Annotated in this window: 13 protein-coding genes and 1 pseudogene; 8 read left to right on the top strand and 6 right to left on the bottom strand. The window is 74.4% G+C overall.

What is annotated here, in order from left to right; genetic code table 11:
- Positions 1–105: 105 nt before the first annotated feature.
- Entirely contained in the window at positions 106–1,620 is a 1,515-nt protein-coding gene (locus tag QWZ14_RS19155; RefSeq protein ID WP_290318419.1) for a leucyl aminopeptidase, read from the bottom strand.
- Positions 1,621–1,720: 100 nt separating this feature from the next.
- Here QWZ14_RS19155 and cysQ point away from each other — a divergent pair, with 100 nt between their 5' ends.
- Positions 1,721–2,479: a 3'(2'),5'-bisphosphate nucleotidase CysQ gene (gene cysQ, locus QWZ14_RS19150; RefSeq protein WP_290318420.1), complete on the top strand. Its 759-nt coding sequence runs from the start codon at positions 1,721–1,723 to the stop codon at positions 2,477–2,479.
- Complete coding sequence (locus QWZ14_RS19145) at positions 2,476–3,447, top strand: L-threonylcarbamoyladenylate synthase (RefSeq protein ID WP_290318418.1); 972 nt, start codon at positions 2,476–2,478, stop codon at positions 3,445–3,447. Before cysQ ends, QWZ14_RS19145 begins: the two co-directional genes overlap by 4 nt.
- A 12-nt stretch (positions 3,448–3,459) precedes the next feature.
- On the opposite strand, the pseudogene QWZ14_RS19140 reads toward QWZ14_RS19145, so the two are convergent.
- Positions 3,460–4,296 (bottom strand): annotated as a pseudogene (locus QWZ14_RS19140) (LysR family transcriptional regulator); the annotation flags it as partial.
- 101 nt (positions 4,297–4,397) lie between these two features.
- On the opposite strand from QWZ14_RS19140, the gene bla reads away from it, so the two are divergent.
- The gene (gene bla, locus QWZ14_RS19135) at positions 4,398–5,300 is read left to right on the top strand and encodes a class A beta-lactamase (RefSeq protein ID WP_290318417.1); all 903 of its coding nucleotides are present in this window, start codon (positions 4,398–4,400) and stop codon (positions 5,298–5,300) included.
- Here the strand turns inward: bla and QWZ14_RS19130 are convergent.
- Entirely contained in the window at positions 5,290–5,724 is a 435-nt protein-coding gene (locus QWZ14_RS19130) for a pyridoxamine 5'-phosphate oxidase family protein (protein WP_290318416.1), read from the bottom strand. The two genes, bla and QWZ14_RS19130, sit on opposite strands and share 11 nt — an antisense overlap.
- 138 nt (positions 5,725–5,862) lie before the next feature.
- On the opposite strand from QWZ14_RS19130, the gene QWZ14_RS19125 reads away from it, so the two are divergent.
- Both QWZ14_RS19125 and QWZ14_RS19120 read left to right on the top strand, forming a co-directional pair.
- The gene (locus QWZ14_RS19125; RefSeq protein WP_290318415.1) at positions 5,863–7,089 is read left to right on the top strand and encodes an ABC transporter substrate-binding protein; all 1,227 of its coding nucleotides are present in this window, start codon (positions 5,863–5,865) and stop codon (positions 7,087–7,089) included.
- An 11-nt stretch (positions 7,090–7,100) separates the two neighbouring features.
- Positions 7,101–8,009, top strand: a complete 909-nt coding sequence (locus QWZ14_RS19120; protein WP_290318414.1) for an NAD(P)-dependent oxidoreductase — start codon at positions 7,101–7,103, stop codon at positions 8,007–8,009.
- A 9-nt stretch (positions 8,010–8,018) separates the two neighbouring features.
- Here QWZ14_RS19120 and QWZ14_RS19115 read toward each other — a convergent pair whose 3' ends face one another.
- The gene (locus tag QWZ14_RS19115; protein ID WP_290318413.1) at positions 8,019–8,402 is read right to left on the bottom strand and encodes a VOC family protein; all 384 of its coding nucleotides are present in this window, start codon (positions 8,400–8,402) and stop codon (positions 8,019–8,021) included.
- Positions 8,403–8,520: 118 nt separating this feature from the next.
- Here QWZ14_RS19115 and QWZ14_RS19110 point away from each other — a divergent pair, with 118 nt between their 5' ends.
- Positions 8,521–9,252 (top strand): DUF7168 domain-containing protein, encoded by a 732-nt coding sequence (locus QWZ14_RS19110; RefSeq protein WP_290318412.1) that lies wholly within the window; start codon positions 8,521–8,523, stop codon positions 9,250–9,252.
- A gap of 24 nt (positions 9,253–9,276) precedes the next feature.
- Positions 9,277–9,711, top strand: a complete 435-nt coding sequence (locus QWZ14_RS19105; RefSeq protein ID WP_290318411.1) for a hypothetical protein — start codon at positions 9,277–9,279, stop codon at positions 9,709–9,711.
- A 9-nt stretch (positions 9,712–9,720) separates the two neighbouring features.
- On the opposite strand, the gene QWZ14_RS19100 is transcribed toward QWZ14_RS19105, so the two are convergent.
- Both QWZ14_RS19100 and htpX read right to left on the bottom strand, forming a co-directional pair.
- Positions 9,721–10,095 (bottom strand): c-type cytochrome, encoded by a 375-nt coding sequence (locus QWZ14_RS19100; RefSeq protein WP_290318410.1) that lies wholly within the window; start codon positions 10,093–10,095, stop codon positions 9,721–9,723.
- A gap of 88 nt (positions 10,096–10,183) precedes the next feature.
- On the bottom strand, positions 10,184–11,134 hold the full coding sequence (htpX, locus tag QWZ14_RS19095) for a zinc metalloprotease HtpX (protein ID WP_290318409.1): 951 nt from the start codon (positions 11,132–11,134) through the stop codon (positions 10,184–10,186).
- Positions 11,135–11,282: 148 nt separating this feature from the next.
- Here htpX and QWZ14_RS19090 point away from each other — a divergent pair, with 148 nt between their 5' ends.
- Positions 11,283–11,552 carry a succinate dehydrogenase assembly factor 4 gene (locus QWZ14_RS19090; protein WP_290318408.1) on the top strand — a complete coding sequence of 90 codons (270 nt, stop codon included), beginning with the start codon at positions 11,283–11,285 and terminating at the stop codon, positions 11,550–11,552.
- The last annotated feature ends 208 nt before the right edge of the window (positions 11,553–11,760 follow it).

The raw sequence follows: 11,760 nt of genomic DNA, 5'->3' as shown, positions 1-11,760 counted from the left end.
GCGCCGGCGGCACCGCCGCCGCATCCGCCAGCGGCAGGGCGCAGGGCTGCCCGGCGGCCTCGCGCGGGGTGCGGCGGAGCTTGACCTTCAGCATAGGTCCCGGGTTCAGCCCTCGTAGTGTTCGGTCACCAGCCGGTCGAGCAGCCGCACGCCGAAGGCGGTCGCGCCCTTCGGCGCGGTCGGCAGGTCCTTGCTGCTCCAGGCGACGCCGGCGATGTCGAGGTGGACCCAGGGCATCGGCCCCTTCTTCGTATCCACGAAGCGCTGGATGAACTGCGCCGCGGTGATCGAGCCGCCCGGCCGGCCGCCGACGTTCTTCATGTCGGCGATCTCGGACTTGATCTGCTTGTCGTAGGCCTCGCCCAGCGGCATCCGCCAGCAGGCCTCGCCCACGACCTTGCCCGCCGCCATGACGCGCCCGGCCAGCTCGTCGTCGTTGCTGAACAGCCCGGCATGCTCGTGCCCGAGCGCCACGATGATGGCGCCGGTCAGTGTCGCGAGGTCGACCATGAAGCGCGGCGCGAAGCGTTCCTGGCAGTAGTGCAGCACGTCGGCCAGCACCAGCCGGCCCTCGGCGTCGGTGTTGATGACCTCGACCGTCTGGCCGCTGGCGGTGGTGACGACATCGCCCGGCCGCTGGGCGTTGCTGCCCGGCATGTTCTCGACGAGCCCGACCAGCCCGACCGCATCGACCCTGGCCTTGCGCCCGGCCAGCGCCGCCATCAGCCCGATGACCGTGCCGGCGCCGGCCATGTCCCACTTCATGTCCTCCATCCCGCCGGCCGGCTTGATGGAGATGCCGCCGGTGTCGAAGGTCACGCCCTTGCCGATGAAGGCGACCGGCTTCGCCGCCGCCTTCTTGCCCCGGGAGACGCCGTTCCACTGCATCACCACCATGCGCGGCTCCTGCGCGCTGCCCTGCGCCACGCCGAGCAGGGCGCCGAAGCCGAGCTTCTTCATCTCCTTCGGCCCCAGCACCTCGACCACGAGGCCGAGGCTCTCGAGCGCCTTGCAGCGGTCCGCCATCTCGGTGGGGGTCAGGATGTTCGGCGGCTCGGTCACCAGGTCGCGGGCGATGAAGACGCCGTCGGCGATGGCGCGCATCGGGCCCCAGGCCGCCTTGACGGCGGCGCCGGCCTCGGTGGCGACGGCGAGGCGCTCGAGCTTCGGCTTGTCCTCCTCCTTCACCGTGGTGCGGTAGCGGTCGAAGCGGTAGCTGCGCAGCAGCAGCCCCATCGCCAGCGAGGCGGCGACGCCGGGCGCCAGCCCCTCGGCGGCGACCACCACCTCGCGCTCCGCCTGGATCAGCCCGTACAGCGTGCCGCCGGCGGCCTCGGCGGCCTCGGCGCTGGCTTCCCTGCCCAGGCCGATGGCGACGATGCGGGCCGGGCCGGCGGCACCCTCGGCCATGGCCGGCGCCCAGATGGTGCAGCTCTGGCCCTTGCGGCCCTTGAAGCCGGCCGCGGTCAGCGCCCGCAGCACGGCGCCGCCGGTCGCCTGGTCGATCGCCGCCGCCAGCCCCGGGGCGAGCCCGGCCATGCCTTCCGCCGCCTCGACCACCGGGAGGACCAGCGCGCCATGGCGGGGGAGGGCGGGCTTGACGAAAGCGATGTCGATCATGCGGCGGGATTCCTCGATGCGGCCGGAGCCGGCCCATGGCCGGCAGGATAGCACCCTCCGCGGCTGGCGGGACCAGGGGCAGGATGGTAATGCCGGTGCCATGACCGATGCCGAATTGCTGGAACTTGCCGCCGGCCTCGCCCGGCGCGCCGCGGATGCCATCCAGGCGGTCCGCCGGGCCGGCTTCGTGGTGGACCGCAAGTCGGACGAGAGCCCGGTGACCGAGGCGGACCGGGTGGCCGAGGCGCTGATCGTCGAGGGGCTCCGCGCCGCGACGCCGGACATCCCGGTGGTGGCCGAGGAGGAGGTCGCGGGCGGCCTCGTCACCGCCGCCTGCCCCGCCTTCTGGCTGGTGGACCCGCTGGACGGGACCCGGGACTTCGCCAAGGGGCGGGACGAATACGCGGTCTGCATCGGCTTGGTCCGCGACGGCAGGGCGGTGCTCGGCGCCCTGGTGCTGCCGGCTACCGGGGAGGTCTTCGGCGGGCTGCTCGGGGCCGGCGCCTGGAAGGAGGATGCCGCGCCGCGCCGCGCCATCCGCTGCCGCACGGCGCCGCCGGAGGGGCTGACCGTGCTGGCCAGCCGGCACTACGCCGACGACCCGCGCATGGGCCCCTTCCTCGCCGGGCGGCCGGTGGCGGCCCGCCGCGCCGCCTCCTCGGCGCTGAAATTCTGCCGGGTGGCGGAGGGCGCGGCCGACCTCTACCCCCGCTTCGGCACCACCATGGAATGGGACACGGCGGCCGGGCAGGCGCTGGTCGAGGCCGCCGGCGGGGCGGTGACGCTGGTCGACGGCACCCCGCTGCGCTACGGCAAGCCCGACTGGCGCAACCCGGATTTCGTCTGCAGCGGGGCATGACCGCGCTGCTGTCCCCGGCCGAGGTCGGCCAAGCGGCGGCGCTGCTGCGGGACGGCGCGCTGGTCGCCTTCCCGACCGAGACGGTCTACGGGCTCGGCGCCGATGCCGGCAACGCCCGCGCCGTGGCCGGCATCTTCGAGGCCAAGGGCCGGCCCCACTTCAACCCGCTGATCTGCCACTACCCCGATGCCGCGGCGGCCTTCGCCGATGTCCATGCCGACGACCGGGCGCGGGCGGTGGCGGCCCGCTTCTGGCCCGGGCCGCTGACCCTGGTGCTGCCCCGCCGGCCGGATTGCCCGGTGGACCTGCTGGCCGGGGCCGGGCTGGATACGCTGGCCGTCCGGGTGCCGGACCATCCGCTGGCCCTCGCCCTGCTGCGGGCGGTCGGCCGGCCGGTCGCCGCCCCCTCCGCCAACCGCTCGGGGCAGGTGAGCCCGACCACGGCGCAGCACGTGCTGGCCGGGCTCGCCGGCCGCATCGCCGCGGTGCTGGACGACGGGCCCTCGGCGGTCGGCGTCGAATCCACCGTGCTGGACCTGACCGGCGCCGGGCCGGTGCTGCTGCGCCCGGGCGGGGTGCCGGTCGAGGCGCTGGAGGCGCTGCTCGGCCGCATCGGCCGGCCGCTGCCGCTGGCCGCCGCCGCGGCGACCGCCTCGCTGCGCTCGCCGGGGATGATGCTGTCGCACTACGCGCCCGGCCTGCCGGTGCGGCTCGGCGCCACCGCGGTCGCGGCGGATGAGGCGCTGCTCGCCTTCGGCCCGGCGCTGCCCGGCGCCGCGGTGGTCTGGAACCTCTCAGCGGCCGGCGACGCGACCGAGGCCGCCGCCCGGCTGTTTGCCGGGCTGCGCTGGCTGGATGCCGAGGGCGCGGCCCACGGCTGCCGCGGCATCGCCGCCATGCCGGTGCCCGAGGCCGGGCTCGGCGCCGCCATCAACGACCGCCTCGCCCGCGCCGCCGCCCCGCGCTGATTCGTGCAGCAGCCAGGCCTGGAAGGCCTGCATCGCCGGGGTCGGCGGCTTCGACCTGAGCCGGGTCAGCCAGTACTCGCCCGCCGCGACCTCGAGGGCGAAGGGCCGTGCCAGCCGCGGGTCGTGGGCGAACATCCGCACCGGCAGCAGCGCGACGCCGAGGCCCTGCGCCGCCGCCTCGGCCATGGCGAGCGAGCTGTCGAAGACGATGCCGCGCAGCGCCGGGCCGGCGAGGCCGGCGGCGGCGAACCAGCGGGACCATTCCTCGGTGCGGTAGGAGCGCAGCAGCGGCTGCCCCAGCAGGTCGGCGGGCCGCCGCAGCCGGGCCGCCAGCCCGGGGGTGCAGACCGGGGCGAGGGGCGCCGCCAGCAGCCGGGTCGCCTCGGTGCCGTGCCAGGCGCCGTCGCCGAAGCGGATGGCGCAGTCGAGGCCCTCGCCGGCCAGGTCGACCCGGTTGTTGTTGGTCAGCAGCCGCAGGTCGATGAAGGGATGCGCCGCCTGGAAGCCGGCCAGCCGCGGCAGCAGCCAGCCCAGGGCGAAGGTGCCGACCACGCCCACCGTCAGCGCGGCGTGGTAGTGCCCGCCCTCGAAGCGCCCGAGCGCGGCGCCGATTCGGCCGAAGCTCTCCTCGAGCACCGGCAGCAGCGCCAGCCCCTCGTCGGTCAGGGCGAGGCCGCGGGGCAGCCGGCGGAACAGCCGCAGCCCCAAGTTTTCCTCAAGCCCCTTCACCTGATGGCTGACCGCCGCCTGGGTGACGCACAGCTCCTCCGCCGCCCGGGTGAAGCTGAGGTGGCGGGCGGCGGCCTCGAAGGCGCGCAGCGCATTCAGCGGCAGGTTCGGCCGGATCATCGGGGTGCCCTAGTTTTCCTCATGCTTGGCGCGAGGGATGGTCGTTTGTCGAGCCCCCGGCCGGCAGGGCATCAGGGCCGTGCAGCAAGGGAGTGCGGGACATGATCGGCAGGCGCGGGATGGCGGCAGGCGGGATGATGGCAGGGCTGGGGCTCATGGCGGCGGCGCGCGGCGCGCGGGCGGCGGCGGATCCCTTCGCGGGGCTGCCGGCGGCCTTCGCGGCGATCGAGGCGGCCAGCGGCGGCCGGCTCGGCGTCGCGGTGCTGGACGGCGCCAGCGGCGCCACCGCCGGCCACCGGGCGGCGGAACGCTTCCCCCTCGCCAGCACCTTCAAGCTGCTGGCCGCCGCCGCCGTCCTGGCCCGGGTGGATGCCGGGCAGGACCGGCTCGACCGCCGCATCCACTTCGGCCCCGCCGAGCTCGTGACCTATTCGCCGCTGACCGAGCCGCATGCCGGCAAGGACGGGATGACGCTGGAGGCGCTCTGCGAGGCGGCGATGATCCTCAGCGACAATACCGCGGGCAACCTGCTGCTCGGCAGCCTCGGCGGGCCGGCGGGGCTGACCGCCTTCGCCCGCTCGCTGGGCGATGCCGAGACCCGGCTCGACCGCACCGAGCCGACGCTGAACGAGGCCACGCCGGGCGACCCGCGCGATACCACCACCCCGGCGGCCATGCTGGCGGGGCTGCGGGCGCTGACCCTCGGCACCGCGCTGGCGCCAGCCTCGCGGGAGCGGCTGCTCGGCTGGCTGCGGGACAACCGGACCGGGGATGCCCGGCTCCGCGCCGGGCTGCCGGCCGGCTGGCGGGCCGGCGAGAAGACCGGCTCGGGCGAGCACGGCACCACCAACGACGTCGGCCTGGTCTGGCCGCCGGGCGAGGTCGCCGGCGGGGCGCCGGTGCTGGTGGCCGCCTACCTCACCGGCACCACGGCCCCGGCCGAGACGCGCAACGCCACGCTGGCGGCCGTGGCGCGGGCGGTGGCCGCGGCGCTCAGCCGGTGACCTCGCCCTCGTCCTGGCCGTCCCAGTAGTGGATGCGGTCGGCATGGACATGGATCATGACCATGCCCTCGGTTTCGATGCCATCGGCGAACCAGCGCTCCAGGTCGCGGGTCCAGTACCGGGCGAAGGCGGCCCGGTCCCGGACGATCCGGGCGGTGCCCTCCACCGCGACGAAGAGCGGCGGCTTGCCGAACAGGCCGGCGCTGCCCTGGAAGGACAGCGCCACCTTGGGGTCGGCCTCGATGTCGCCGACGGTGCGGGCGCTGTCCCAGCTGAAGTAGTAGGAATCGCCGTCGGTGCCGACCTCGCCGTTGTTGCTCATCGGCCGGGTGGCGAGCTGGCCGCCCTCGGTGCGGGTGGTCAGCATGGCGAAGTCGATCTTCCCCATGGCCGTCGCCAATTCCTGCTTCGTCATGGTCGCCATGGTGCGGGTCCCGCTGCTGCCGTGTCCGGTTGGAACGCCGGCGGGCCCGGATGGTGGCGGGGCGCGGCTGGCCGTTTCGCCGCAGTGGTGTAGCCTCCGCGGCAAGGCGCCCTGAAGCGCCGGGCAGGAGGAAGCATGATGTCCAAGGTCCGGGGCGCCGCCGCGGCGCTCGCCGTGTTGCTCGCGCCGTCGCTGGCGGTCTCCCAGACGGCGGCGCCTGCCGTCTCCGACAACGTCGTCCGGCTCGGCGTGCTGACCGATGTCTCCGGCCCCTATGCGGATTTCTCCGGCCCCGGCTCCATGGTCGCCGCCCGCATGGCGGCCGAGGACCACGGCGGCCGCGCCCTGGGCAAGCCGATCGAGGTGGTCGGCGGCGACCACCAGAACAAGCCGGACGTCGGCGCCGCCCTGGCCCGCCGCTGGATCGACACCGACCGGGTCGACATGATCATCGACATGCCGAACAGCGCCGTGGCGCTGGCGGTGCAGCAGGTGGGGCGGGAGCGCAACCGCATCATCATCAATACCTCGGCCGCCAGCACCGAGCTGACCGGGCGGCAATGCTCGCCGGTCGGCTTCCACTGGGTGCTCGACAGCTACGCCCTGACCAGCGGCATCACCCGCGCCGTCATGGCCCAGGGCGGCCGGAGCTGGTACTACCTGACGGTGGACTACGAGGGCGGCTATGCCCAGGAACGCGGCTCGGAAGCCGTGGTGAACGCCGAGGGCGGCCGGGTCATGGGCCGGGCGCGGCACCCGCTGAACACCGGGGACTTCTCCTCCTTCCTGCTGCAGGCGCAGTCCTCGCGCGCCCAGGTGGTGGCGCTGGCCAATGCCGGCACGGACACCGTGAATGCCGTGAAGCAGGCGGGCGAATTCGGCCTGACGCGGCAGGGCCAGCGGCTGGTCGGCTTCTTCGTCAACATCACCGACATCAAGTCGCTCGGCCTCGAGACCGCGCAGGGCGTGGTCTCGGTGGATGCCTGGTACTGGGACCAGAACGCGGAATCCCGCGCCTTCGCCCAGCGTTTCGCCGAGCGCCACCGCGGCGTCATGCCGACGCAGTACCAGGCCGGCGTCTATTCCGGCGTGCGCCACTGGCTGAAGGCGATCGAGGCCGCCGGCACGGACGAGGCGATGGCGGTGGCGGCGAAGATGCGGGAGCTGCCGGTCGACGACGTCTTCGCCCATGGCGGCCGGGTGCGGGCGGATGGCCGGCACGTGCACGACGTGCATCTGGTGGAGGTGAAGAAGCCCGCGGAATCGACCGGCCCCTGGGACCTCTACCGCATCCTCTCGACCATCCCCGGTGAGCGGGCCTTCCGCCCGCTGGCCGAGGGCGGCTGCCCGCTGGTGCAGCCATGACGGAGACCCCCATGACGGAGACCCTGGGCTTCATCGGCCTCGGCGCCATGGGCGCGCCGATGGTCCGGCGGCTGCTGGCGGCCGGGCACCGGGTGCTGGCGCATGACGTGGATGCGGTGGCGCTGGCCGCCGCCGTCTCGCGCGGGGCGGTGGCCCGCGACAGCCCCGCCGCCGTCGCCGGGGAAGCCGCCATCGTGCTGGTCAGCCTGCCAACGCCCGAGGTGGTGCGGCAGGTGGCGCTCGGCGCCGCCGGGCTGGTCGAGGGCGATGCGCTGCGGATCTATGTCGATCTCTCGACCACCGGGGCGCAGGCGGCGCAGGCGGTGGCGGCCGGCCTCGCGCCGCGCGGCGTGGTGGCGCTCGATGCCCCGGTCAGCGGCGGCGTCGCCGGGGCCGAGGCCGGGACGCTGGCGGTGATGGCGGCCGGCGACCGGGCGGCCTTCGAGCGGGTCCGCCCGGTGCTGGAGGTGATCGGCGCCAATACCGTGCTGGTCGGCGACAAGCCCGGCCAGGGCCAGACCCTGAAGCTGGTGAACAACCTGCTGGCGGCGACCACCTGGGCCGCAGCCTGCGAGGCGCTGGCCATGGGCGCCAGGGCCGGGATCGACCCCGAGCTGATGATCGACGTCATCAACAAATCCTCCGGCCGCAGCTTCCCGACCGAGCGCTTCACCGGCCCGGCGCTGAGCCGGCGCTTCGACTTCGGCTTCCGCATGGAGCTGATGGCCAAGGACATGCGGCTCGCCCTGCAGGAGGCCGAGGCGCTGGGCCTGGTGATGCCGACCAGCCGTGCCGCGCAGATGCTCTATGGCCTCGCCATGGCCGGCGGCGGCGCCAAGGGCGACGTGACCGAACTGGTGCGGATCACCGAGGGCTGGGCGGGGACGGAGGTCGCCGCCGCCCGCCGCAACGAGAGCTAGCGCCGCGCCCTAAACGGGCGTGCGCTCCAGCAGCTCGATCGAGATGTTCTCCGGCCCGCGGATGAAGCAGATGCGGATGCCCGGGCGCGGCTCGATCGGCTCCATGGTGAATTGCACGCCCTTGGCCTTCAGCCCGGCGACCGCCGCGTCGAGCCCGGTGACGCTGAGGCCGAAGTGGTCGATCCCCTGGTAGGGCGCGGAGGGGGCGGCCGCGGCGCTGGCATCGGCCTGGATGATGAAGATGTCGGCGCCGCCGACCTTCAGGTCGATCCGCGGCTTGCCGGCCTGCATGCTGCGGATGACCTGCGCGCCGAGCTTGTCGGCGAACCAGGCGGCGGTCGCCTCCGGGTCCGGGCTGCGCAGGTGGACGTGGTCGAAGGTGTAGTCGGGCATGGTCGCCTCCCCCAGGGTTGCCCCGAGCCTAGGCCCGGAACGGACCGGCGGGCCAGGGGGAAGGGGAACGCCGGGCCATGGCTTGACCCATGCCGCGCCGCCCAACCATCTTCCGCCGATGGACCAGCAGAGCGAACTCGCCAAGGTGAAGGGCCGCATCCGCGCCCTGGCCGCCAAGACCGTCGAGCGCGGCTGCTCCGAGGCCGAGGCCATGGCCGCCGCCGCCAAGGTCGGCGAGCTGCTCGAGGTCTATGGCCTGTCGATGTCCGAGGTCGAGCTGCGGGAGGAGGCCTGCGTGCAGGCCCGCGTCACCGCCCCCGGTCCCGGCCGGCTGGCGCTGCGCTGGCTGTTCCCCTCGGTGCTGCGCCTCTGCGAATGCCGCGGCTGGACCGATGGGCGGCAGGATTTCGTGCTGTTCGGGCTGGAGCCCGACGTGCAGATGGCGGAATACCTGCTGCGGGTGATCGAGGGCGCGCTGGCCTGGGAGGAAGCCCAGTACCGCCGCGGCCCGGCCTACCGGGCCAATCCGCTGCCCGGCCAGGCGGTGCTGCGCAGCTTCCGCTACGGCTTCGCCGACCGGGTGGCGAAGCGGCTGGATGCGATGGTCAGCGAACGCCAGGCGGCGGCCGAGCGGCGGCGGGCGGCGGCCCCGGCCGGCACCGCCCTGGTCCTGGCCAAGGCGCGGAAGGTGGATGAGGGGATGCGCGGCCTCGGCATCCGGCTGCGGACCGTGACCAGCAGCGCCACGGTGCGCGACCGCGGCGCCTATGGCCATGGCGCCGCGGCGGGCGGCCGGGTCGGGCTGGGCCGCCCGGTCGGGGCGGGGCCGGGGACCAAGGGGCTCAAGTGAGGGGCAGGCGATGAGGGGCGTGGAGTGAGCCGGGGCGACCGCGCCGCCCGCCTTCTCTATGCCTGGGAGGACCGGGAGGTGGCGCCGCGCGATACCGCCGCCGTGCCCTTCGCCCGGCTGCAGGCGCTGGTCGACCATGTCTGGGCGGCCGAGGGGCTGCGCTTCCCGCCCCGGGTGCGGCCGCTGCCGCGCCAGGCCCGCGGCACCGTGGCGCGGGCCAGCCGGCTGGCGATCGAGGCGCCGCCGGCGCTGCCGAGCTGGGTGCTGCTGCACGAGCTGGCGCATGCGATGACCAGCACCGCGGAGGGCGCCAGCGCCGGGCATGGGCCGGTCTTCGTCGGGATGTACCTCGGCCTGCTGGCGCGGCATGCGCGGATGGATCCCGAGGCGCTGGCGGCCTCGCTCCGGGCCGACGGCATCCCCTTCGACCCGACGGCGCGGCCGGTCTTCCTCGGCTGAGGCGCCGCCTCAGCTATTGGACTTGAGGTAGGCGATCAGGTCGCCCAGCTGCTGCTCGTTGCGCAGGCCGGGGAAGGACATGGAGCCGGCCGGGACGACCGCCTTCGGGTTGGCGATATAGGCCCGCAGGGTCGCCTCGTCCCAGACCAGGCCGCCCGCGGCCTTCTCCCGCAGGCTGGCGGAGTAGCGGAAGCCCTCGGCGGTGCCGGCCTTGCGGTCCAGGATGCCGTGGAGGTTGGGGCCGACGCCGTTGCGGCCGCCGGCATTGATGGAGTGGCAGGCGCGGCACTGATTGAAGACGCGCTGCCCGGCCTCGGCATCCTGCGCGGCGGCGGGGAGGGCGGTGCCGAGGAGCAGCGCGGCGATCAGGGGAGCTCGGGGCATGCGGGCGGCGTCTCCGGTTGGGGTGGGTTGTTCCACCGGCCGCAGATGCGCGTGGGGCCGGGCGCCGTCAAGCAGCCGGGCATGGCGGCTAGCCCCAGGGGTTGCGCCGGCCCTGGCTGCTCCAGGGGGAGGCATCGGGGACGGCCGCGCGGCGCGGCGCGGCCGGGGCGGCGGGCCAGCCGCCGCGGGCGGGCGGGGCCATGGCCAGCAGCCGGCGGACGCGCTCCTCGGTCGGCGGATGGGTGGTGAAGAGGCTGTCCAGGCGCAGGCCCGAGAGCGGGTTGATGATGAACATGTGGGCGCTGGCCGGGTTGGCCTCGGCCGCCTGGTTCACCCGGCCGTGCTTGTACTGTTCCAGCTTCGAGAGGCCGCTGGCCAGCCAGCGCGGGTCGCCGCAGATCTCGGCGCCCAGCCGGTCGGCCTCGTACTCGCGGGACCGGCTGATCGCCATCTGCACCAGCATGGCGGCGACCGGGCCGACGACCATCAGCAGCAGGGCGCCGATCGGGCCGAAGGGGCTGCGCCGCCCCTCCTGGTCCCGGCCGCCGAAGAGGAAGCCGAATTGCGCGAGCATGCCGATGGCGCCGGCCAGCGTCGCGGTGATGGTCATGAGCAGGGTGTCGCGGTGCTTGATATGGGCCAGCTCATGCGCCACCACCCCGGCGATCTCGGCTTCCGACATCAGGTCCAGCAGGCCGGTGTTCACCGCGACCGCGGCGTTCTCCGGGTTGCGGCCGGTGGCGAAGGCGTTCGGCTGGTCCTCGTGGATCACGTAGAGGGCCGGCATGGGCAGCCCGGCCCGCTGCGCCAGGCCCTGGACCATCTGATAGAGGCGCGGCGCGCTCTCGGGCGCGATGGGCTCGGCGTTGTGCATGCCGAGCACCACTCGGTCGCTGCTCCACCAGGCCCAGAGGTTGGTGCCGCAGGCCACCAGGAAGGCGATGACCATGCCCTGCTGGCCGCCCAGCCCGTAGCCGATGCCGATGAAGAGCGCCGTCAGCCCCGCCAGCAGCACCGCCGTCCGCAGATACCCTTCCATCCCTGCCGCCCCCCTCGCTGCCCCGCCCCCTGCCGCCCCGCCTGGCCCGTGCCCGGCCTCGGGCAGGCGCGGGTGCCGGTGGAACCCGGTCGATGGCGCACCAGATGATAGCCATGACCAAGTCCCCGCAAGACCCGAGGAGTGCCTGATGTCCGACCCGACCCCGCTGCCGCCGAGCGACCCGCCGGTGCCGATGCCCCCCGTCCCGCCGGCACCCCCCGGCCCCGAGGTGCCGCCCTCGCCGATCGAGGATCCGCCGGGCCAGGAGACCCCCGTGCCGGGCGATCCCGCGACGCCCCCCGCCGGCGACCCGCCGGGCGAGCCGCCGCTGCGCATGAAGGAGGTCGGCGGCCCGACCGGGCCGGAGCCGACCCGCTACGGCGACTGGGAGCGGAAGGGCCGCGTCACCGATTTCTAAGGGGGCTTGCCGGGCGCCGGCAGAAAAATGCCGAAGCCTGAAAATAGCCGTTGACGGGTGCGGGGGGCGCCAGTAAAAGCCGCCTCCCGCACGGAAGTGCGGTTCTCCTCCCCGGCGGGTTCGCCCCGCCGGTCTTGCTAAAAGGCTCCGGTCTGTTAGAAAGATGTGAGGCTTTGTTCTTTTAAAACTTTATCGGTTTTGGAAGTGT

The sequence above is a fragment of the Paeniroseomonas aquatica genome (assembly GCF_030409335.1).
Lineage (GTDB): Bacteria > Pseudomonadota > Alphaproteobacteria > Acetobacterales > Acetobacteraceae > Belnapia > Belnapia aquatica.
This window is presented reverse-complemented; position numbering and strand designations above follow the sequence as displayed.